Origin of the sequence: Streptomyces sp. NPDC002490, from assembly GCF_040296045.1 — a bacterium.
In the GTDB taxonomy this organism is placed as follows: domain Bacteria; phylum Actinomycetota; class Actinomycetes; order Streptomycetales; family Streptomycetaceae; genus Streptomyces.
In genome coordinates this window covers 57,565-78,354 of the sequence record NZ_JBEOWM010000003.1, presented here as the reverse complement: position 1 = coordinate 78,354, position 20,790 = coordinate 57,565, and the positions used below count along the sequence as shown (strand labels likewise).

Here is a 20,790-nt window from a genome sequence, read left to right as displayed (position 1 = left end):
CGTCCGGCCGGCGGGACTACTTGGGCTGGGGCTTGCGGATGGTGAGGTACAGCTCGCGCAGGCGGGTCTCGTCCAGCTCGGTGGGGGCGCCCATCATCAGGTCCTGGGCGTTGCCGTTGAGCGGGAAGGCGATGGTCTCGCGGATGTTGGGCTCGTCGGCGAGGAGCATCACGATCCGGTCGACGCCCGGGGCGATGCCGCCGTGCGGCGGCGCGCCGAAGCGGAAGGCGCGGAGCATGCCCGCGAACTCCTGCTCGACGGTCTCGCGGTCGTAGCCGGCGATCTCGAACGCCTTGATCATGACGTCCGGCTCGTGGTTGCGGATCGCGCCGGAGGACAGCTCGACGCCGTTGCAGACGATGTCGTACTGCCAGGCCAGGATATCCAGCGGGTCCTTCTCCTCCAGGTCCTGCATGCCGCCCTGGGGCATGGAGAACGGGTTGTGGGAGAAGTCGATGCGGCCGGTCTCCTCGTCCTTCTCGTACATCGGGAAGTCGACGATCCAGCAGAAGCGGAAGACGTTCTCCTCGAAGTGGCCGGCGCGCTTGGCGGCCTCGACGCGGACCGCGCCCATGATCTTGGAGACCTCGTCGTACTCGCCGGCGCCGAAGAACACCGCGTGGCCGGGGGCGAGGGCGAGCCGCTTGGTCAGCTCGGCCATGTTCTCCTCGGTGAGGAACTTGGCGATCGGGCCGGTCAGCGAACCGTCCTCGGCGACCCGCACCCAGGCCAGGCCCTTGGCGCCCTGCTCGACGGCGTACTCGCCGAGCTGGTCGAAGAACTTGCGGGGCTGGGCGGAGACGTCCGGCACCGGCAGGGCGCGCACGTGCTTGCCGGCGAACGCCTTGAACTCGGAGCCCTCGAAGACGTCGGTGATGTCGACCAGCTCCAGCAGGGCCCGCAGGTCCGGCTTGTCGGAGCCGTACTTCGCCATCGCCTCGCGGAACGGGATGCGCGGGAACGGCGAGGTGACGTGACGGCCGCCGCCGAACTCCTCGAACAGCTCCGTCATCAGCTTCTCGATGGGCTGGAACACGTCCTCCTGCTCGACGAAGGACATCTCCACGTCGAGCTGGTAGAACTCGCCCGGCGAGCGGTCGGCGCGGGCGTCCTCGTCGCGGAAGCAGGGCGCGATCTGGAAGTAGCGGTCGAAGCCGGAGATCATCAGCAGCTGCTTGAACTGCTGCGGGGCCTGCGGCAGCGCGTAGAAGCGGCCGGCGTGCAGCCGGGACGGGACGACGAAGTCGCGGGCGCCCTCGGGGGAGGTCGCGGTGAGGATCGGGGTCGCCATCTCGTTGAAGCCGAGGGCCGTCATCTTGTGGCGGATCGCGGCGATGACCGCGGTGCGCAGCATGATGTTGCGGTGCATCCGCTCGCGGCGCAGGTCGAGGAAGCGGTACTCCAGGCGCTTCTCCTCGTTGACCCCGTCCTCGGCGTTGATGGTGAACGGGATCTGCTGGGCGGCGCCCAGGACCTCGACCTCGACGGCCTCGATCTCGACCTCGCCGGTCGGCAGCTCGGGGTTGACGTTGTCGGCGCCGCGGGAGACGACCTTGCCGTCGACGCGGACGACGGTCTCCTTGGTCAACTTGTCCAGGGCCTCGGCGGCGGGGGTGCCCGGCCGGGCGACGAGCTGGGTGATCCCGTAGTGGTCGCGCAGATCGATGAAGAGGATGCCGCCCAGGTCGCGCCGATTGTGCAGCCAGCCGCTCAGCCGGACGTCGGTGCCGACGTCGGAGGCGCGGAGCTGGCCGCAGGTGTGGGACCTGTACCGATGCATCGTGGTTCATCCAAGTCTTGACGGGGTACGTGCCGGGCCCGTCAAGGTTACCGTCCGGGCCCAAGATCCCCCGACGGCTTTACCCCTCGGGGCTACCCGGGGTAACCGGCACCGGTGCGGCGACCCACCGGGAACGCACGGGTTTCCGGATGAGGTGGCCTTTTTCCATCGGATATTCCTACAGTGGGGCAATGTGCACCGAAGAGCCCCGGCCCGCCGCCCTGCCCGCGGCCGAGGAGGCGCTGAGGACGCTGCGCACCGGGCTCTGGCACTGGGACACCGCAGCCGGGGTCGTGACCCTCGACGCCGAGGCCGCCCGGCTGCTCGGCTGGCCCCCGGTGGCCACCACCGTCCACGAGAACCGGGTGCGGGCCCGCTTCCACCCGGTCGACTGGAACGAGATCGACGGCATCGTCCGGCTCGCCGTCACCGAGGACTCGCTGGCCGAGGCACGGCTGCGGATCATGGACGAGCGGGGCCGGGTGGTGCGCACCGTGCGCAGCCGCTCCAAGCCCGTCTTCCACCCCGAGACCGGCTCCTACGAGCTGTTCGGGGTGCTCCAGGAGATCGGCGAGCAGCCGCCCGGCGCCGCCGCCCGCTCCGCCGTCACCGGCGACTGGCGCCGCTCCCGCGAGGCGTTCCTGCTGGACGCGGGGCGGGCCCTGGCCGAGGCCCGGTCCACGGCGGAGGTGCTGCGGGTGGCGGCCCGGCTGTCGATGCCCGGGTTCACCCCGGACGGGCTCGCGGTGTTCGGGGTGACCGGCGACCACCTGACCGTCATCGGCCACCACGGGCACGCCCCCGGCGCCGAGGGCCCCTTCGCGGCGATGCCGCTGGACACCGACTACCCGGCCGCGCAGGTGGTGCGGACCGGGCGGGCCGTGTACCTGTCGACCCCCGGGGACTACCGGCGCACCTACCCCACGGCCTGGCGGCTCGCCGAACCCTTCGCCCGGCAGTCCTGGGCGTTCCTGCCGCTGGTGGTGGCGGGCCGCACCATCGGGGCGTGGATGGCCGCGTTCTCGTACGAGGTGACGTTCACGCCCGACGAGCGTTCCGTGCTGACGACCGTGGCGCGGATGCTGGGCCAGGCGCTGTCCCGGGCGGGCACGGCGGAGAACGAGCGGGAGCTGACGGACGGGCTGCAACGCTCGATGCTGCCCACCCTCGGCCCCGCGGTGCCGGGCGTGCGGCTGGCCGCCCGGTACGTCCCCACCGGCGGCGGGCTCCAGGTCGGCGGCGACTGGTACGACGTCATCGCGCTGCCGTCCGGGCGGCTGGCCCTGGTCATCGGGGACGTGCAGGGGCACGACGTGCGGGCGGCCGGGCTGATGGGCCAGCTGCGGGTGGCACTGCGCGCCTACGCCGCCGAGGGGCACCGCCCGGACGCGGTGCTGTCCCGCGCCGGACGGTTCCTGTCCGGGCTGACGGACGCCGTCCCGTACGGGGCGACCGGCCCGGCGCCCCCCGGGGACGTGGCCGAGACCCGCTTCGCGACCTGCCTGTACGTGGAGGTCGACCCGCGCACCGGTGAGCTGGAGATCGCCCGGGCCGGGCACCCGGAGCCGGCGGTGCGGATGGTCGACGGCACGGTGTTGCAGCACTCGACGGCCGGCGGGCTGCCCCTCGGCGTCGACCCGGACGCCGACTACCCGACCACCCGGATGGTGCTGGAGCCCGGCGAGACCCTGCTGCTCTGCACGGACGGGCTGATCGAGACCGGCGGCCACGACTGGGACACCGGCTGGGCCCGCCTCCGCACCATCCTGGAGGAGTACGCGGGCGACAGCCTGGAGGAGTTGGCGGACGGCCTGGTGCAGGCGGTGCACGGCCCGTCCTCGTACTACACCACGGGCCCGTTGGCGGACCGCCGCGAGGACGACATCGCCCTGTTGCTGCTGCGCTGCGAGCACCCCGAGCCGACCACCCCGACCCGCCGCACCCACCTCATGGTGGCCCAGGCCGAGCCGCAGCGGATCGCAGCGGCCCGGCAGCAGCTGCGGGAGCTGCTGCACGACTGGACGGACCGCGAGCAGGTCGACTCGGCGGTGCTGATGGTCTCCGAGATGGTCACCAACGTGCTGGTGCACACGGACGGGGACGCGGTGCTCGCCGCGGAGGTGACCGGCGAACCGGGCCGCCGTGCGCTGCGGGTGGAGGTCACCGACACCAGCGACGACCTGCCGCACCGGCGCGAGCCCGGCGAACTGGCGTCCTCCGGGCGGGGCCTGGTGCTGATGGAACTCCTCGCCGACACCTGGGGCGTGGAGCCCCGGGGCGAGGGCAAAACCATCTGGTTCGAGCTGTCCGAGGGGCCGGCGAAGCCGGCGGGCACGGACGCGTCGTAGGGCACGAGCGGCGGGTGCACGGCGGGACAGCGGCTTGGCTCCCCCAGGGGCGGTGGGGCAACATGACCACTGGACAAGTCAACTGGCCAACTACCAAGGGGCGCCCGAACCATGGCACTGCCGAAGTACGAACAGATCGCGTCGGAGATCCGGGGCCGCATCGTGCGAGGCGAACTCGGCGCGGGCGACAGCCTGCCGAGCGAACGTGAGCTGACGGACCGATGGAACGTCTCCCGCCCGACGATCGTCCGGGCCCTTCAGGTACTCCGCCAGGAGGGCTTGATCGCCTCCCGACAGGGCGTGGGGACCACGGTCCAACCGCGCGTGCCGCTGGCACGCAGCGCCGGCGAGCGGTACCGCACCGCCGTGACGACGGGGAACATCTACACGGCCGGCGAGTACGCCGAGATCCTTGCGGCGGAGCTGACGGCCGCACCGGAAGACGTCGCCACCGCACTCGACGTGGAGCCCGGAGCGAACGTCGCACGGCGGCAGCGCGTCACCCGTGAGGGCGATCGGGCATCGGCCATGTCCACTTCGTGGTTCACCGCCGAGGTGGCCGGGGCGGCGCCGCGCCTGTTGCAGCGGGAGCGGGTGCGCGAAGGCACCACCCGTTATGTGGAGATGCAGACCGGTCGGCGCCCGCAGACCGGCCGCGACTGGTGGAGCGCACGGCTCGCCACCGAGGATGAGCTGCGCATCCTCGGACTCGACGGACCGCAGGCGGTCGCGGAGGTGCGCCATGTCTCCTACGACTCGGAGGGCAGGCCGCTGGCCTACGAGGTGGGCGTGACCCCCTCCGGACGGTGGGCGCGGACCGAGGAGTACGCCCTGCAGCCGGAGTGACCAGGCTGGCTGAAAACGCATGACCGATCCCCAACAACCCCTGTTTCGGCAGGGGTTGTTTCGTTTGCCCTTCTTGACTGGACAGGTCAACCGGTGGAATGGTCCACCTGTCCAGTTCTCGTGACAGAAGGGCAGGCGACCCCCTGATGGCCGATCCGCGATACAGCCCCGGCGTCGGTTGGCGCGTGGACCGCATCCCGAGCAAGCGCACCCGCAGGATCGAGGATGCCGACGGCACCCGGTACCTGCTCCCGCTGATGGTCCTGCTGAACGGCGAGCACCGGGGGGACTCCGGCCTGTGGCTGTCCCCCTCCGAAGCAGAGCTCCTCCACGCGGAGTTGTGCCACGTCCTCGCGGACAACGAGGAGGACCGTCGTCGTCCCGCGTGTTCCACACCCCGGTGAGGCGCGCCCGTACCCGACTACGTCCGCGTGGCGCCCTCGTGCGGTACGCCGGCGTCCTGGTGATCGTGATGATCAGCGGTGCGTGCGGCCTGGTGATCGGGATGGCCCTCGGCACCGCCTGAGCCCTCGTCAGCCCGTGCTTCCGCGACGGCGGCCGATCGGACGGGCTCCACCGCGCCCCGGCCGCCTCCGGTCACCTCGGTGGCGGCCGGGGCGCGGTCCGATGGCACCCGTATCGGCCCTCGCCCGGCTGCGGCTTCCCCGGCCCGACCCCGGCGGCTGACGGACCGGTGTGCGAGATTGGCGTCATGCTGACCCCCCGCGAAGCCAGGGCCCTGCTGGTGGCGTACTTCGCCGAGCATCCGCCGCCGGTCTCCGGCGAGTTGTACATCGCGCCCGAGTGGTACGAGGACGCCGTGGACTACCTGCCGGTGTGGGGGGCGCGGGAGTTCCACGTCGACGGCCTGGCGGCGTACGGCCGGACGGACAACATCGTGGTCTTCGTCGACAAGAACACCGGGGAGGTCCGCCGGGACTGGTTCACGCCGAACTTCGGCAAGGTCCGGGCGATGACGCCCGTCCTCCTCGACGACTCCGCGTGAGCGGCGGTCGCGCCAGGGGTCAGGTGCCGGACTCGGGTGCGTCGCCCGCGGCACCGGGGGGCGGGGCCGGGGCGCCGTAGTGCTCCCGTAGTTCGGCGACCACGCCGAAGGCCGCCGCCGTCAGCGGCACGGCCAGCAGCATGCCGAGGATGCCGGCCACCGAGGCGCCCGCAGTGATCGCCAACAGCACGATCGCCGGGTGCATCTGCACCGTCCGGCTCTGGATGACCGGCTGGAGCACCTGCCCCTCCAACACCTGCACCGCGAGGACCACCGCGAGCGCCCAGAGCGCGATCACGAAACCGCGGTCGGCCAGGGCGACCAGCACCGCCACCGCGCCGGAGATGAACGCCCCCAGGTACGGGATGTAGGCGCCGACGAAGACCAGCGCGCCCAGCCCGACCGCGCCCGGCACCTTCAGCACCAGCAGGCCGACGGTGATGCACACGGCGTCGATGAACGCGATCACCGTGGTGCCCCGCATGAAGCCCTCGACGGCCCGGAACGCGCGCCGGGCCATCGCCTCCAGGGTGCGCCCGCTGCCGCCCGGCGCGAAGGAGTGCAGCGCGGCGAGCGCCCGCCCGGAGTCCCGGAGGAAGAAGAAGATCAGCAGCAGGGCCAGCACTGCGGTGGCGATCATCGTTCCGACCACGCTGATCCCCGTGATCACCCCGGAGGCTGCCGTCGAACCGAACCGGCCGAGCAGCGACTTCGCATGGGTCGCCAGGTCGTCCAGGGAGGTGCCGGCGGCCCCGAAGTACTCGCTGAGGGAACGGCTGGCCACCTTCAGCGAGTCGACGATCTGCGGGCCCGAGTCGACCAGCGCGGCGACCACGATGTACACCGCCCCGCCGACCACGGCGAGGACCGCGGCGCAGGTCAGGCCGGCCGCGAGCGAGGTGTTCACCCGGGCCGCCACCAGCCGCCGGTACAGCGGGCGCAACAGGGCGGTGCCCAGCAGCGCCAGCAGCACCGGCGTGACCGCGGTCTTGAACACGATGCACAGCCAGATCCCGACCGCGGCCACCCCCGCGACCAGCAGGAACACCACGCACCAGGCGGCGGCGCGGCGCACGGGTTCGGGCAGCAGGGGACGCACCCCTCCAGCCGACCAGCCCGGGCGCCGCACCGCCGCACGGGGACGGCGAACGGGTGACGCGGCCGGGCGGCGGGCCCGGGGCCCGGGGGCCCGCCGGCCGCGGCTCAGTCCCGCAGGTTGATCGTCCCGCGCCGGCGCATGCCGTCGAACTTGCTGCGGTCCACGGGCGGTCGGGGCGCGGGGGTGGCCGCCGTCAGCTTGATGAGCTGCCGCCCGCCGAGCGCCACCCGCCACTGTCCGAGGTCGGGGCGGGAGCCGTACGGGCCGGCCGCCTGGTCCAGCAGCCGGCGCACCGCTTGTTCCCGCCGCTCGTCCAGCACCCCCGGCAGCGGGGTGAACGGGGCGCCCGGGGCGGCGTACGGGTCGCGGGTGAGGACGCGGGCCAGCGCGAGGGCGACCTTGTAGCGGTCGCCGTCGACGGTGACCGTGCCGGGCGGCGCCTTCGGGTCGCCCCAGTCGATGGTGTCGGCCTGCGCCAGCACCGGCGCCCGTCCCACCAGCCGCGCCCCGTCGCAGTCCAGCAGGTGCACGGCGGGCTCGGGGCGCACCGTCCACAGCACGTTGGCGGCCGACAGGTCGCCGAAGACCAGGCCCATGGTGTGCAGCCGGAGCACCGCCTCCACCAGGGCCGCGGCCAGCGCCAACCGCTCGTCGGGCGTCGGTTGCACCACGGCCTGCCAGGCCGCCTTCGCCGGGCGGAGCAGGAACGCCAACTCGGTCAGCTTGGTGTCCCCGGTGCCCGTGGTCCAGGTCATCGTGGCGGGGGCCCGGTGCATCAGGAAGCCGGTCGTCCCGCCCGCGTCGACCACCCGGCACAGCGGCCAGGCGGCCTCCGCGTCCAGCCGGTCCCGGTGCGCCGGATCGAGCGCCCGGCGCACGGCGACCAGCGCGGCGAGTGCCTCGCCGTCGACCCGCCGCGGGTCGCGGTAGCTCTTGTACAGCACCGCGGGCCGGTCGGACAGGGTGAACACCTCGCCCTGCCCGCCGTCCCCGATCCGGTCCCGGACCGGCAGGGAGCCGAGCGGGACGTCCACGCCGTCTGCCTCGCTCATGCCCCCGGGCCCTCCCACAGGACCACGGCGGTGCGGTCGTCGTCGTAGGACTTCACCCGGTACTGGAGTTGCCAGAGGAAGTCGACCGGCCCGGGCACCGGGCCGCCGCCTCCCCAGGCCGCGGCCAGGAACTCCCGCATCCCCGGGTCGCCGGCGAGCGGGGTGGACAGCCCGTCCGTGCAGAGCACCAGCACGTCGCCGTCCTCGACGGGGCCGAAGACCTCCGACCGGGCCAGCCGGGACCCGGGCAGCGCCGCCGTCCCGGTGTCGATGACCCCGGACCCGCCGTGGCCCTCCCCGAACACGTCGACCTCCCAGGCGCCCCGGCGCAGTCGGGCCGCGCCGCCGTCGCCGACCGCGAAGAACCCGCGGTGCCGCACGGTCGGGTCCAGCGGCACCAGCAGCCCGCGCAGGGTGGTGGCGTGCCCGGTCGGCGACTCTCCGCCCTGCTCGGCACGTTGGGCGAGTCCCTCGGCCACGCTGCCGACCGCCGAGTTGACCAGCGCCCCCAGGGTCCGTTCGTCCACGAGCCGCAGGGCCTCGGCGAGTTGGTCGGCGTAGCGGTCCAGGAAGAACGCGATGCCCCGGCACACGTCGTGCGAGCCGACGTGCGAACGCGCCGCCGAGCCCACCCCGTCCGCGACGGCGAGCAGCAGCAGACCCTGTGCCGGCTCGGGTCCGCCGATCCGGCACACCACCAGCGCGTCCTGCCGGGGCCCGCCCTCGTAGCGGTGCGAGTCGCCGCGCACCGAGGCGGCCCGTACGGTGAGCGCCCCGTAGCGGGCCCCGTCCACGACGATGTCGGGCAGCACCGCCCCGTCGAGGTCCTCCCGCACGCCGGGCAGCGCGCCCGGGTCCGGCGGGTACAGCGGCGGCCTGGGCCCGCTGTGCGGCGGGGTGCCGAGGAGAGGGAGGGGCGCGGGCGCGGGCGCGCCCGCCGGGGCGGCGGCCTCGGGCGGGGCCGCCGGTTCCGGCTCCGGCTCCGGCTCCGGCTCCCCTTCCGGCTCCGGGACGGGGACGGGCGCGGAGACGGGCGCGGGTGCGGAGACGGGCGCGGGTGCGGAGACGCGCACCGGCGCGGGCGCCGGCGCGGACACGGGTTCGGGTTCGGCCGGGGGCAGCGGGCCGGGCCCCCGCACCTGCCCGGGGACGGACGGGGCGGGCGCCGGCTGCGCCGGTGGCCGGTAGGGGACGGCGCCGACCCCGGGCGGCAGGCTGAACCAGGTCTCGTCGAGGGCGTCCCCGGTGCTCGCCGGGGGGCCCTGGTGGGTGGGGTGCGCCGGGTCCTCGGGGCCCGAGGCGGGGGCCGGCCACTCCTGGGGGTTCTCCGGTTGCTGGTGCACGTCGCCCGCCTCAGAGCTTGTCGAGGGCGACGGTGGTGAACCCGGGCACGGTCTCGTCCACGGCGAGGTTGAACCCGCCGCTGCCGTCCGCCGGGATGCTGCTCGCGGAGCGCACGATCGACCGGGTGAGGCTGGCCGCGAACTCGCGCAGCGCCTGGGCCGCGGAGACGCTCTGGTCCTGCTGCATGAACGCCCGGAAGTTGGCGACGTGTCCGATGGTCGGCCGGTCCGCCTCGCCGATGCCGAAGGCGATGATGTTGGGACGGTAGCGGGCCTGGATGAGTTCCTTGTGTGCCTGCTGCCAGTCCTCGTCGGTGGGCCCGCCGTCGGAGAGGAAGAACACGACGGGTCGGTACACGTCGTGGCCCTCGGCCTTGAGCCCGTTCACGTCCGCCTCGATGCAGGTGCGCAGGGTGCGGAACGCCTCCCCGTAGACGGTGAGTCCGCCGGCCGCGAGGGCCGGCAGGGTGTCGATGTCGCTGAGGTCCACCAGGGGTTGCAGGACCTTCGCGTCGTCGGAGAAGCCGATGAGGCAGAACCGGGTCTTGTCCGCGACGGTCGGATTGGTGCTGATCTCGCGGTGGAGTTCGGGCAGCGCGGTGTTGATGCTGTCGAGCGGGTCCCCGTTCATGGATCCCGACTCGTCGCACACGAGGTAGAAGGGAAGGATCTGCACGGTCGTGGTACCTCCGGGCGGCGTGGTGATCGGGGGGGTCGGCTGGTGGGGACGGCTGCGGTGGTCGTCCGGTTCCGGTGCGGGGGTCGGACGGAGGACGGATGGACGGACGGACGGATCGGGTGGACGGACGGATCGGGTGGGCGCGGGGCGGCGGGCCGGGGTCAGTAGGTGTAGAAGTAGATCTCCAGATCGGCGGAGCCGGCTGCGCCGCCCTTCCAGAAGTCGCGGGTGGTCGCGCCGTCGAACATGTCCGGACGGGCCTTGCCCAGCAGCGCGTTGACGCGGTTGGCGTACTCCCCGCCGGACCCCGGGTCGCGGTGGTGGCCGAAGGTCAGCACGAACGCGGCGTGCTTGCCGCGGTGCGGGGCGGTGACCTCGCGCAGTCGCCGCACGATCCGGTCGGTGTCGCCGCGGGCCGCCGCGATGGACACCTTGACGGGGGTGCGGTGCACCGCGCGCGGACCCTTCGGCTTCGCCTTCTTCTCCTTCGCCTCTCCTTCCGCCGGGGCCGCGGGGGAGGGCCGCGCCCCCTCGGCGGCCTTCACCGGGTCGCCCTGGTCGCCCATCGCGACCAGCGCCAGCACCAACAGCAGGTCCGCGAAGAGCCAGCCCGCCAGGTGCAGCGGCTGGTAACGGCGGTGCCGGGTGCGCCGGTTCACCGGTGACCGGCCGGGGGCTGCACGGCGGGGTCCGCATCGGAGACGGGATCGGCACCGGTCAGGGGGTCGGCGTCGACGACCGGGCGGGCGTCCTGCGGCTCGTCGTCCACCCAGGGGCCGTACCGCCCGCCGGGCGAGGTGCTCTCCACCCCGGTGCCGGTGCGGCCCTCGGTGCTGCTGGAACCGGCCCGGGGCACCGGCGGCACGGGCCCCGACGCCCCGGGCACCGCACCGGGCGTCGACGGGGTGCCGGGCTCCCGGTGCCCGGCCGGCGGGGCCAACGACGGGGACGACGACGGGGACGACGCGGGCGGCCACACGAAGGGCCCGGTGGGCGCCGGGGCGGTGGGCGGGGGCCCGCCGGGACCCCCGCCGGACGGGCCGGCGGGGACCACCGGCGCGGGGCTCGCCGGCGCCGGGGCGGACCGGGCGGCGAGCACCTCGACCAGGTCCGCGAACCGCTCGGCCGCCGCCCGCAGCGCACGCGCCTCGTCCGACAGCAGCCGGACCGCCTCCTGCGATCCGGCGACGGCCCGCGCCGTCTCCTCGGTGACCTCGCCCAAGCGGTCCAGGACCCGGGCCGACACGTCGGTGGCGACCTCGGTCGCCGTGGTGAACGACCGTTGGGCGGCGCCCAGGGTGTGCACCGAGTCCTCGACCCGTTCCCCGGCCGCGCCGAGCGCGTCCCGCACCTCGCCGTTGACGGTGCGCACCCCGTCCAGGGCCTTGCCGACCCCGTCCCCAGCGGTGCGCACGGCCGCCTCGACCCTGCCCACCGCCTGTTCGATCGGACGGGTCGCCGCGTCCACCCCGGCCAGCCGGCGTTCGGCGCCGTCCACGGCCTCCCCCACGACGGTGGCCGCGGCGGTCAGCTCCTTCTGCGTGCTGGCGGCTCGCCGCACCAACGAACCCAGCGACCCCGCCGCTTTGGAGAGTTCCCCGGTGAACTTGCCGGGAGCCGTCAACCGCTCGTCGTTCAGGAGGAGTTGCGCACGGGTGAGCACCGGCACCAGCCGGGCCAGCAGATCCTCGGCGGTGCGCTGGGCCGCGGCCTCCCGCCGGTCCTCACGGGCCCTGCGCAGCCCGTGCACGGCGGTCAGCACCAACAGGACCAGGATGGCCCCGGTCGCCAGCAGCGCCACGTTCCCGAAGGTCGACCAGCCGGTCAACCTGCCCTCGAATCCGGTCTGCCAGAGCTGGAGGAAGGGCCGGGCCGCCATCTTCGGATCCGCCCCGATCAGCGCCTCGTACGCGCTCGACGCCCGGGTCAGCCCGATCCAGGTGAGCAGCAGCGGCACGAACACCAGCGTGCCGAGCACCGCTTCCAGGACGCCCCACACGGCCCGCTCCGGTCCGTCCGGTTCCGCGGCGGGCACCCGGACGCTCTCCGGGCGGGCGTACGCGGCCAACAGGTCGAGTTCGGCCCAGGATTCGAGGTCGCTGTCACCGAGCCCCTGGAGGGCGTCGGCGAGCGTCGTCAACTCGTCCCGGCGCGGCGCCAGCGCGGGCCGGTCCGCCAGGTCCCTGAGCTGTGTGGCGACCGCAGTGCGGTCCGCCAGTGCCCCAACGGGCATTGCCAACCCCTAGAAGTGAGAACGACAGAGAACGAACCACCGGCTCTTCGCACCACACAACACCAAGAGCACGACGGAACGCAGGGAAACGGACTCCACGGGCCCCGGAGGACCGACACGACGGGCCACGAACGGACCACCGACGGAGCACGGTCGGGCCACGACCGCTCCCGTCCCCGCCCGTCAGCCGCCCTTCGCCCCCCGCCCGTTCGCCGGGGAGCCGCCGCGGGTCACCGACGTCCGATGCCGCCTCCCCGTTCCGGGCGGGCCGACCCCGCCCCCGCGCTCCGGCCTCGCCTGCTCACCCCCGTGGGCTCCGTGCGCGGGCGCCGATATTAGCGCACAAGGCGCGGACAGGGCATATGATCCGCCTTGTTTCGCAGGGAGTTGGGACGCACCGGGGGAGTCCATGAACACCAGCACCGACCGTTCCGGGGACGACCGTCCCCGCGGAGTGATCCACCTGCGGAACGGCTCCGCCCCCTCCGCCCCGCCTCCCCCGACCCCGCCCCTCTCCCCCACCCCCACCGGTTCACCCGTCCCGGCCGACTCCCGTGACCTGCGACGCCCGCGCACCCCCGTGCGCGCCCCCGACCGGAGCGAGCCGGCGCCCGTGGTGCTCTCCGCCGCACGGCCGCAGACCCGTTTCACCGGCAGCCGGGGCGTCCTCCAGGCCAACCTCAACTGGCGTCCCGGGGCCGATGCCGACCTGGACCTCGGCTGCCTGGTGGCCTGCCGCGAGGGCGACGGCACCGCCGTGCAGGCCCTCGGCGGCTCCTACGGTTCCCTCACCCGGTGGCCCTACGTCAGCCTCGACCAGGACGACCGCACCGGGGCCAGCTCGGACGGCGAGACCCTGCGCGTCAGCCTCGACCACGCCCACGTCTTCGAACGGCTGCTGCTCTACGTGTACGTGTACGAGGGCGCCGTCGACTTCCGCGCCCTGGGCGCCACCGTCACCGTCACGGTGCCCGGCGAACCCGGCGCCCGCATCCACCTCGACGACTCCCCGTCCGGTGCCACCGCCTGCGCCATCGCCCTGGTCCGCCCCGCCGTCGACGGCCTCTCCCTCCGCCGCGAGGTCCGCTGGTTCCGCCCCTCGCCCGAGCTGTGGATACAGCAACAACTCGACGCCGCCTACGGGTTCGGGTTCCAATGGGTGTACGCGAGCAAGGACGGGTAGGGGGCGACCCGCCCTGCACTCTCCCGTGACCGGCCGCTTCTCAGGCCGGCCGGTGCCCGCGGCCTTGACGCTCGCGACGAAGGAGACGAGGGCGAGAGCGGAAACCGTTGTCCGGCCGGCGCCCCTCCCGGCAGGGGCGGGCCTCCCACCACCGGGCTCGCGCCGGCCTGCCGCGTCAGTCCCGCCGAGGCCCGCTCGTGTCCTCGCCCACGGTCCAGATCCAGCCCAGTGGGGTGAGGCCGAGGGCGCGGGCGACGGATCGGGACGCGTGGTTGTCGGCGGTGGTGCTGTAGAAGAGCACGCTCCGGGCGGGGCGCTCGCGCTCCGACCAGGCGGCGAGGACGGCCGGGGCGAGGCGCTTGCCGCGGAAGTCGGGGCGCGTCCAGACGCCGGCCTCGGCGGCGGTCGCGTTCGCCGCGGGCGTGAAGCAGATCGACACCGGCTCCCGGTCGTGGACGGCCATGGCCCACTGCCCCATGCGCCCGTTGACCAGCTCGTCCCACTCGCCCGGCTGCCAGTTGTCGGGCCGGACGAGGCGACGGGCGGTGCGCAGGCCCTCCGTGGTGGAGGTGATGACGGGCAGCGGGGGCGGGTCGGGGAGGGTGAGGCGGTCGGGGAAGACGTAGCTCGGGCCGCCTTCGACGGACACCTTCCGGTCGTCGAGGGACGCGACCAGACGGCGCAGGGCTTCGGGCGGCTCACCGGGGACGTACTGCTGCTCCGCGCCGTCGATCGAGTCGGGGAGCGCGAGCCCGGGCGCGAGTGCCAGGAGCCGTGCGCCGGGGGACCAGGCCCACACGGCGAGCAGGGAAGGGTCTCTCAGGACTGCCTGCGGGGTGTCGGAATCCTGCGGCACGAGGCCGTGGTTGGCGTCGATCTCCAGAGTCAGCAGGCGTTCTTCGTCCCGGCGCATGCCGGAAGGCTAGCTCCGCCGGGGTTCGCCGGGCCGCACCGCTCCGGGGGCGGGGAGGCTTCCGGCCCGCCCCACCGCGCCGGAACCACGAACCCCGCCCGGCCGGAGCCGGGCGGGGTTCGGCGGGTTCGCCGTTGCGGGTGGCCGCCGCGGGGCGACCGGCGGGGTCACATCCCGTGAACGGCCGGGATGGTGCCCAGACGGCCCTTCTGGAAGTCCTCGAACGCCTGCTGGAGTTCCTCGCGGGTGTTCATGACGAACGGGCCGTAGTGGGCCATCGGCTCGCGCAGCGGACGACCGCCGAGGAGGACGACCTCCAGGTCGGGGGTGTGGGAGTCCTGCTTCTCGTCGGCGCGGACGGTGAGGGACGAGCCGTTGCCGAAGACGGCGGTCTGGCCCAGGTGGACCGGACGGCGTTCGGCGCCCACCGTGCCGCGGCCGGCCAGGACGTAGGCGAGGCCGTTGAAGTCCTGGCGCCAGGGGAGGGTGACCTCGGCGCCGGGGCGGACGGTGGCGTGCACCATGGTGATCGGGGTGTGCGTGATGCCGGGGCCCTCGTGGCCGTCCAGTTCGCCGGCGATGACGCGCAGCAGCGCGCCGCCGTCCGCCGTGGTGAGCAACTGGATCTCGCCGCCGCGGATGTCCTGGTAGCGCGGGTCCTTCATCTTGTCCGCGGCCGGCAGGTTGACCCAGAGCTGGAGACCGTGGAACAGGCCGCCGGACGCGACGAGTTCCTCCGGCGGGGTCTCGATGTGCAGCAGCCCCGCACCGGCGGTCATCCACTGGGTGTCACCGTTGGTGATGGTGCCGCCACCGCCGTTGGAGTCGCGGTGGATGAACGTCCCGTCGATGATGTAGGTGACGGTCTCGAAGCCGCGGTGCGGGTGCCAGGGGGTTCCCTTCGGCTCGCCCGCCGCGTAGTCGACCTCGCCCATCTGGTCCATCATGATGAACGGGTCCAGGTACTTGTAATTGATTCCGGCGAAGGCCCGGCGGACCGGGAATCCCTCGCCCTCGAAGCCGCTCGGAGCGGTGGTCACGGCGAGTACCGGACGCGCTTCGGCATCCTGGGGCGCCACCACTCGGGGCAGGGTCAACGGGTTCTCAACGGTCACAGCGGGCATCGTGGGTACCTCCTCGTGATCCGACTTTAGTTGAATCTAAAACTTTCTGCCACTCGTAACGTCCCCCCGCAGCTCTCCATTCCCCCGGCCCCGGCCCGATCCCACGTCCCCCGCCCCCACCGGCGGCTCCAGCAGGGCGCGCAGCACCGCGTACGAGCGGTCCCAGTTCCACTCCTCCCGGACCCAGGCGCGCCCCCGCGCCCCCATGTCGGCCGCCAGGCGCCCGTCCCGCAGCAGGCGCACCAGGCGGTCGGCGACCGCCGCGACCGAGGTGCCGTCGACGACGTAGCCGGTCTCCCCGTCCCGCACCGCGTCCGGGGCGCCGCCGGACCGGCCGGCGACGACGGGGAGCCCGGCCGCCGCGGCCTCCAGGTAGACGATGCCGAGCCCTTCCACCTCCAGCCCTCGGCGACGGGTTCGACAGGGCATCGCGAAGACGTCGGCCGCCGCGTAGTGGCCGGGCAGGTCGGCGTGGCGGTGGCCGCCCGCGAAGACCACCGCGTCCGAGACGCCCTCCGCCGCCGCGAGCCGGCGCAGCTCCCCCTCGTACGGGCCGTCCCCGACCAGCAGCAGCACCGCGTCGGGCACCGCCCGGCGCACCCACGGCACCGCCCTGACCAGGGTGTCCTGGCCCTTGCGGGGCACCAGCCGGGAGGCGCAGAGGATCACCGGGCGGCGGGCCAGGCCGTACCTGTCCCGGACCGGGGTGCCGTCGAGGTCGGGGCGGAAGGCGGCGGTGTCCACGCCGGGCACCAGGCGTTCCACCCGGGTGCCGGGGGCGAGCGCCGCGGCGATCGGGCGCCGGGTGGCCGGCCCCAGCACCGTGACGGCGTCGACGTCGGCGCCGATGCGGCGCAGCAGCGCCCGGGTGCCCGGGGTCCTGGCCCACCAGACCTCGTGCCCGTGGGTGGTGGCGACGGCCGTGCGCACCCCGGCCCCGCGACGCAGGCCGCGCGCCATCAGCCCGAGCGGGGCCGCCGCGCCGAACCAGACCCGGTCGCAGCCGTACCGGCGGGCGGTCCGCACCGCCAGGGCGGTGGCCCCCGGGGCGGGCAGCAGGGTGCGGGCGGCGGCCCGCACCACCGGGAACGGCAGGGCGACGTCGTACGCGCGGGCGCCGGGGTGCGCGGAGGTGAGGACCACGACCCCGGTCGGCGGGAAGCGGGCGGCGAGGGCGCCGACGAAGGTCTCGATGCCGCCCTGCCGGGGCGGGAAGTCATTGGTGACGATCAGGGTGCGCATGCGTGCCTCTCCGCTCCGCTCTGCTCTGCTCTGCTCTGCCCGGTTCGGTCGCCCGGGGACGGGGCCGGTCACGCCCCCGGTCCTCCGGGTCGGGACCCGTGCGCACCGCGCCCTTCGGCCCCGTCCGAGGCTAGGAAGGGTTGCCCGGGCGGTCGTCGGCCCGTGGGGCGTATCCGCACGTCAACCCGTGGGCTGACGTGTCCGCCCGGCTCCACCCGTACGGTGAGGAGCGATCGGACGGTGCGGCCCCGCCACGGGACCCTGCGGCACCACGGGCTCGACGGAAGGGACGGGGAGGGCGTGTTCGCTGTGCCGCGCCTCCGCACACCACGCCCGCGCCCCCGCGCCACGGCGCTGCGCGGGTGGATCGGCTCGCCGGGGTACCAGACCGTGACGGGATGGGGTCTGACCGTCCTCGCGGTGCTGGAGCTGTCCTGGTACCCGGCGGACCCCTGGACCCGGGCGGGGGTGCTGCTGTCCACGGTGTCGCTGGCGTGGCGGCGGACCTGTCCGCCCGTCGGGTTCCTCACCATCGCCGCGGCGCTGCTCGCCTTCGCCGCCGACCACACCTTCTACCTGGTGACCATGGTCAGCGGGCTGGTCGGCGTCTACACCCTCGCCCGGCACCGGGTGCAGCACCCGGCGGTGCTGGTGCTCAGCGGAGTGCTCGGCGCCGGGGCGGTGAACCTGGTCCACATCGCGACCTGGCCGCCGGTCGACGGCGTCCCGGTGCCCACGGTCGGGCGGCCCGGCTCACTGGGGCTGTTCGCCGAGGCGTTCGTGTTGACCGTCATCGTCATCGGCGCCGTGGCGATGGGCGACGCGGTGCGCGCCCGGGACGAGACCCGCCGGGAACGGGCCCTGGCACAGGCCCGGTTGATCGCGCTGGAGCGCCGGGAGGCCGCGGCGGCGGAACGGGCCTCGATCGCCCGCGAGTTGCACGACATCGTGGCGCACTCGGTGTCGATGATCGCGGTCCAGGCGGAGAGCGCCACGTACACCACTCCGGGTCTGGGGCCCGAGGCCCGCGAGGGCTTCCAGCAGATCGCGGTGAACGCCCGCGCCTCGATGGACGAGTTGCGACGGTTGCTGGGCGTGCTGCGCACCCCCGGCGCGCCCGGCGCGCTCACCGCCCCGCACCCCACGCTGGCGCAGTTGCCGGCGCTGGTCGAGCAGCACCGTGCGGTGGGCGAACGGGCCGGGTTGCGGATCGGCGGGGAGCCGGTGGCGCTGCCCGCGGGCTGGGAACTGTCCGCGTACCGCATCGTCCAGGAGGCCCTGACCAACGCCCGCAAGCACGCGCCGGGCGGCCGGACCCTGGTGGAGGTGGACTACCGGGCCGAGGCCCGGTTGCTCGTGCTGCGCATCGTCGACGACGGTCCGGGCGGCGGCGCCCGCCGGGACCCGACCGCCCAGGCCGCTCCCTCCGACGGGGGTCACGGGCACGGGCTCAACGGGATGCGGGAGCGCGCGGCACTCGTCGGAGGACGGCTGAGCGCCGGCGCACGCCCCGGCGGGGGCTTCCTCGTGGTCGCCGAGCTGCCCTGGTGAGCACGGCGGAACGGGACGGACACGTGGTGGAGGAAGGGGCAGCGGGTGACGCGCGGAGGGAACGGCGGAACGTGATCGACCGGGGACACGGCACGGGCGGCCCGGCCGACCCCCGCCCGGACGGCGGCCCGCCCTCGGGGACGGGCCGGGGCGGGGTGATCCGCACGGTGGTCGCCGACGACCAGGCCGTGGTGCGCACCGGATTCGTCAACCTGCTGTCCACGCAGGACGACATCGAGGTGGTCGGGGAGGCCGAGGACGGGGCGCAGGCGGTGCGGGTCGTCGCCGAGACCCGGCCGGACCTGGTGCTGCTGGACATCCGGATGCCGCGGCTCAGCGGCATCGAGGCGGCCCGGGAGATCCTGGCGGACCCGGTCGACGCGCCCAAGGTGCTGATGCTGACGACGTTCGGGCTCGACGAGTACGTGTACGACGCCTTGGCGGCCGGGGCCGGCGGCTTCCTGCTGAAGGACGCCACCTTCGCCGAACTGCTGCACGCGGTGCGGGTCGTGGCGGCCGGCGAGGCCCTGCTTTCCCCGGAGATCACCAAACGGCTGATCGGGGACTTCGTGCACAGCAGGACGAACCGGCTGCCGGCCCGCGGTGCCGAGGGGTTGACCGCGCGGGAGGCGGAGGTGCTCGTCCTGATCGCCCGGGGGCTGTCGAACGCCGAGATCGGCGCCCGGCTGACCATCACCGACCACACCGTGAAGACCCACATCAACCGGTTGTTCGCCAAGTTGGGGCTGCGCGACCGGGCGCAGGCGGTGATCGCCGCGTACGAGTTGGGCATGGTCCGGCCCCGCGGCGGCTGACCGGCCCCGCCTCCCGTCGCGGGACCGGGCGGGCCGGTCGCCGGCCGGCTCAGCCCGCCACGAACTGGGTGAGGATCGCCTGCACCTCGTAGATGTCGACGCCCTTGGTGAAGGTCTTCTGGATCGGCACCGAGTTGCCGGAGACCCAGAGCTTCAGCTCGGCGTCGAGGTCGAAGGTGCCGGCGGTCTCCACCGCGAAGTGGGTGATGCTCCGGTACGGGACGCTGTGGTACTCCACCTTCTTGCCGGTGATGCCCTGCTTGTCGATCAGGATCAGTCGGCGGTCGGTGAAGAGGATGGCGTCCCGGACGAGTTGGTACGCGGCGTGCACCTGCTCCCCGTGACCCAACAGCTTCCCGAAGTCGTGCGCCGCCTGCTGCGGATCGATCGTGTGCGCGTTCCCGAACAGTGCCATGACCAGTACCCCGCTGAATTCGTACGATGAGAGGACCCTTCTGTCGTATCACACGCAAAGGGGAAGCCGGGGGTTGCCCCGACCGCCCCTCCCCGGCCGGACCGCACCCGGTGACGGGCCGGGTGACGGGCCGGGTGACGGGCCGGGGTTTCGGCCACACGATCGGGTCATCCATGACCGAGGGGAACGCCCTCGGCGACGATCTCTCGTTGGGGGGAAGGGAGTTCGGGCCCGGCCTCCCCCCGGCCGGACCATCAGCCCGTACGACCGGACCGCTCACCGTGAAGGACCCCCGTGGACGACGTTCCTCTGCTCCCCCCGCCCCCTGCGTCCCCGACCCCGGGCGCCCCGCCCGGCACCGGCGGACGGCCCGTCGGCGGGCACCGACGCCGGCGGGCCCGCACCGGTCGACGACTGTGGGGCGCCCTCGCGGTGATCGCCGCGCTCGGGGCGGGAACGGTCGCCGCGGCCACCGCCTTCGGCACCCCGGCCGGGGTCGCCGCCGGCGCGGCACGGACCGCCGCACTGGCCCCGCCCCCGCCCGGCGGACCCGACACCGGCCCCGAGAGCCCGGCCCCGCGCTCCCCCGCCACCCCCACGCCGGAGGCCGCGCCGGCGCCCACCGACCCCGGCACGCCCCCGCGGCAGGCCACCCCCGAGCCGAGCCCGGTCCCGGCCGGGACCACCGCCCCCGCCGCCGAGCCCGTCCCGCAGGGGGCGCCGTCCCCCGCCCGGCCGCGCACCGGCCGCTCGGGCGCCGGCTCCGGCATGGTCGCCCAGGTCACCGCCCTGGTGAACTCCCACCGGGTGCGCGCCGGTTGCCGCCCGGTGACCGCCGACGCCCGGCTGAACCGGGCCGCGGTCGGCCACAGCCGGGACATGGGGCTGCGCGGCTACTTCGACCACGTCTCGCCGCAGGGGACGGACGTCGGCGACCGGGTCACCGCCCAGGGCTACGCCTGGTCCATCGTCGGGGAGAACGTGGCGGCCGGCCCGCGCACCGCCGCCGCGGCCGTGCGCGGCTGGCTGGAGAGCCCCGGCCACCGGGCCAACATCCTCAACTGCTCCTTCGTCCACATGGGCCTGGGCATCGAGGGCGAACACGGCTCACCCGGCGGCCCGCACTGGACACAGGTGTTCGCCGCGCCCGCGCGCTGACCC

At 74.3% G+C, this 20,790-nt stretch carries 20 protein-coding genes; 9 read left to right on the top strand and 11 right to left on the bottom strand.

The window, feature by feature from the left end:
- Positions 1 to 16 precede the first annotated feature (16 nt).
- Complete coding sequence (gene aspS, locus ABT092_RS02690) at positions 17 to 1,780, bottom strand: aspartate--tRNA ligase (RefSeq protein ID WP_351238982.1); 1,764 nt, start codon at positions 1,778 to 1,780, stop codon at positions 17 to 19.
- Between the two features lie 191 nt (positions 1,781 to 1,971).
- Between aspS and ABT092_RS02685 the strand changes: the two genes are divergently transcribed.
- From ABT092_RS02685 to ABT092_RS02665, 5 genes are all read left to right on the top strand, one after another.
- Complete coding sequence (locus ABT092_RS02685; protein WP_351238980.1) at positions 1,972 to 4,128, top strand: ATP-binding SpoIIE family protein phosphatase; 2,157 nt, start codon at positions 1,972 to 1,974, stop codon at positions 4,126 to 4,128.
- A gap of 111 nt (positions 4,129 to 4,239) precedes the next feature.
- Positions 4,240 to 4,974, top strand: a complete 735-nt coding sequence (locus ABT092_RS02680; protein ID WP_351238978.1) for a GntR family transcriptional regulator — start codon at positions 4,240 to 4,242, stop codon at positions 4,972 to 4,974.
- A gap of 146 nt (positions 4,975 to 5,120) precedes the next feature.
- A complete protein-coding gene (locus tag ABT092_RS02675; protein WP_351238976.1) occupies positions 5,121 to 5,378 on the top strand; it encodes a hypothetical protein in 258 nt (85 codons plus the stop codon).
- Positions 5,375 to 5,500 (top strand): hypothetical protein, encoded by a 126-nt coding sequence (locus tag ABT092_RS02670; protein ID WP_351238974.1) that lies wholly within the window; start codon positions 5,375 to 5,377, stop codon positions 5,498 to 5,500. Before ABT092_RS02675 ends, ABT092_RS02670 begins: the two co-directional genes overlap by 4 nt.
- Before the next feature lie 186 nt (positions 5,501 to 5,686).
- The gene (locus ABT092_RS02665) at positions 5,687 to 5,980 is read left to right on the top strand and encodes a hypothetical protein (protein ID WP_351238972.1); all 294 of its coding nucleotides are present in this window, start codon (positions 5,687 to 5,689) and stop codon (positions 5,978 to 5,980) included.
- 19 nt (positions 5,981 to 5,999) lie between these two features.
- Here the strand turns inward: ABT092_RS02665 and ABT092_RS02660 are convergent, their stop codons facing one another.
- The 6 genes from ABT092_RS02660 to ABT092_RS02635 all read right to left on the bottom strand — a co-directional run bounded on the left by ABT092_RS02660 (position 6,000) and on the right by ABT092_RS02635 (position 12,386).
- Entirely contained in the window at positions 6,000 to 7,079 is a 1,080-nt protein-coding gene (locus tag ABT092_RS02660) for an AI-2E family transporter (protein ID WP_351238970.1), read from the bottom strand.
- 104 nt (positions 7,080 to 7,183) lie between these two features.
- Positions 7,184 to 8,131, bottom strand: a complete 948-nt coding sequence (locus ABT092_RS02655; protein ID WP_351238968.1) for a hypothetical protein — start codon at positions 8,129 to 8,131, stop codon at positions 7,184 to 7,186.
- Positions 8,128 to 9,474, bottom strand: coding sequence for a protein phosphatase 2C domain-containing protein (locus ABT092_RS02650; protein ID WP_351238966.1), 1,347 nt, complete (start codon positions 9,472 to 9,474; stop codon positions 8,128 to 8,130). Before ABT092_RS02650 ends, ABT092_RS02655 begins: the two co-directional genes overlap by 4 nt.
- A gap of 10 nt (positions 9,475 to 9,484) precedes the next feature.
- Positions 9,485 to 10,150 carry a vWA domain-containing protein gene (locus ABT092_RS02645; protein WP_351238964.1) on the bottom strand — a complete coding sequence of 222 codons (666 nt, stop codon included), beginning with the start codon at positions 10,148 to 10,150 and terminating at the stop codon, positions 9,485 to 9,487.
- A gap of 164 nt (positions 10,151 to 10,314) precedes the next feature.
- Positions 10,315 to 10,812, bottom strand: coding sequence for a hypothetical protein (locus tag ABT092_RS02640; protein WP_351238962.1), 498 nt, complete (start codon positions 10,810 to 10,812; stop codon positions 10,315 to 10,317).
- Entirely contained in the window at positions 10,809 to 12,386 is a 1,578-nt protein-coding gene (locus ABT092_RS02635; RefSeq protein WP_351238960.1) for a methyl-accepting chemotaxis protein, read from the bottom strand. Before ABT092_RS02635 ends, ABT092_RS02640 begins: the two co-directional genes overlap by 4 nt.
- Before the next feature lie 409 nt (positions 12,387 to 12,795).
- Here ABT092_RS02635 and ABT092_RS02630 point away from each other — a divergent pair, with 409 nt between their 5' ends.
- Positions 12,796 to 13,569, top strand: coding sequence for a tellurium resistance protein (locus ABT092_RS02630; RefSeq protein ID WP_351238958.1), 774 nt, complete (start codon positions 12,796 to 12,798; stop codon positions 13,567 to 13,569).
- Positions 13,570 to 13,744: 175 nt separating this feature from the next.
- Here ABT092_RS02630 and ABT092_RS02625 read toward each other — a convergent pair whose 3' ends face one another.
- From ABT092_RS02625 to ABT092_RS02615, 3 genes are all read right to left on the bottom strand, one after another.
- The gene (locus tag ABT092_RS02625) at positions 13,745 to 14,482 is read right to left on the bottom strand and encodes a GNAT family N-acetyltransferase (RefSeq protein WP_351238956.1); all 738 of its coding nucleotides are present in this window, start codon (positions 14,480 to 14,482) and stop codon (positions 13,745 to 13,747) included.
- 167 nt (positions 14,483 to 14,649) lie between these two features.
- Positions 14,650 to 15,606: a pirin family protein gene (locus tag ABT092_RS02620; RefSeq protein WP_351238954.1), complete on the bottom strand. Its 957-nt coding sequence runs from the start codon at positions 15,604 to 15,606 to the stop codon at positions 14,650 to 14,652.
- A gap of 36 nt (positions 15,607 to 15,642) precedes the next feature.
- Positions 15,643 to 16,848 carry a glycosyltransferase family 4 protein gene (locus ABT092_RS02615; RefSeq protein WP_351238952.1) on the bottom strand — a complete coding sequence of 402 codons (1,206 nt, stop codon included), beginning with the start codon at positions 16,846 to 16,848 and terminating at the stop codon, positions 15,643 to 15,645.
- A gap of 300 nt (positions 16,849 to 17,148) precedes the next feature.
- Here ABT092_RS02615 and ABT092_RS02610 point away from each other — a divergent pair, with 300 nt between their 5' ends.
- Entirely contained in the window at positions 17,149 to 18,399 is a 1,251-nt protein-coding gene (locus ABT092_RS02610; protein ID WP_351238950.1) for a sensor histidine kinase, read from the top strand.
- Between the two features lie 155 nt (positions 18,400 to 18,554).
- On the top strand, positions 18,555 to 19,214 hold the full coding sequence (locus ABT092_RS02605) for a response regulator (RefSeq protein ID WP_351239275.1): 660 nt from the start codon (positions 18,555 to 18,557) through the stop codon (positions 19,212 to 19,214).
- A gap of 49 nt (positions 19,215 to 19,263) precedes the next feature.
- On the opposite strand, the gene ABT092_RS02600 is transcribed toward ABT092_RS02605, so the two are convergent.
- Positions 19,264 to 19,629: a PH domain-containing protein gene (locus ABT092_RS02600; protein ID WP_351238948.1), complete on the bottom strand. Its 366-nt coding sequence runs from the start codon at positions 19,627 to 19,629 to the stop codon at positions 19,264 to 19,266.
- A gap of 294 nt (positions 19,630 to 19,923) precedes the next feature.
- Here ABT092_RS02600 and ABT092_RS02595 point away from each other — a divergent pair, with 294 nt between their 5' ends.
- Positions 19,924 to 20,787, top strand: coding sequence for a CAP domain-containing protein (locus ABT092_RS02595; RefSeq protein WP_351238946.1), 864 nt, complete (start codon positions 19,924 to 19,926; stop codon positions 20,785 to 20,787).
- Positions 20,788 to 20,790: the final 3 nt, after the last annotated feature.

Coding starts and splice junctions, on each gene's coding strand:
- aspS (WP_351238982.1), bottom strand. CDS start 1,780: ATGCATCGGTACAGGTCCCACACCTGCGGCCAGCTCCGCGCCTCCGAC.
- ABT092_RS02685 (WP_351238980.1), top strand. CDS start 1,972: ATGTGCACCGAAGAGCCCCGGCCCGCCGCCCTGCCCGCGGCCGAGGAG.
- ABT092_RS02680 (WP_351238978.1), top strand. CDS start 4,240: ATGGCACTGCCGAAGTACGAACAGATCGCGTCGGAGATCCGGGGCCGC.
- ABT092_RS02675 (WP_351238976.1), top strand. CDS start 5,121: ATGGCCGATCCGCGATACAGCCCCGGCGTCGGTTGGCGCGTGGACCGC.
- ABT092_RS02665 (WP_351238972.1), top strand. CDS start 5,687: ATGCTGACCCCCCGCGAAGCCAGGGCCCTGCTGGTGGCGTACTTCGCC.
- ABT092_RS02655 (WP_351238968.1), bottom strand. CDS start 8,131: ATGAGCGAGGCAGACGGCGTGGACGTCCCGCTCGGCTCCCTGCCGGTC.
- ABT092_RS02635 (WP_351238960.1), bottom strand. CDS start 12,386: ATGCCCGTTGGGGCACTGGCGGACCGCACTGCGGTCGCCACACAGCTC.
- ABT092_RS02630 (WP_351238958.1), top strand. CDS start 12,796: ATGAACACCAGCACCGACCGTTCCGGGGACGACCGTCCCCGCGGAGTG.
- ABT092_RS02625 (WP_351238956.1), bottom strand. CDS start 14,482: ATGCGCCGGGACGAAGAACGCCTGCTGACTCTGGAGATCGACGCCAAC.
- ABT092_RS02620 (WP_351238954.1), bottom strand. CDS start 15,606: ATGCCCGCTGTGACCGTTGAGAACCCGTTGACCCTGCCCCGAGTGGTG.
- ABT092_RS02615 (WP_351238952.1), bottom strand. CDS start 16,848: ATGCGCACCCTGATCGTCACCAATGACTTCCCGCCCCGGCAGGGCGGC.
- ABT092_RS02600 (WP_351238948.1), bottom strand. CDS start 19,629: ATGGCACTGTTCGGGAACGCGCACACGATCGATCCGCAGCAGGCGGCG.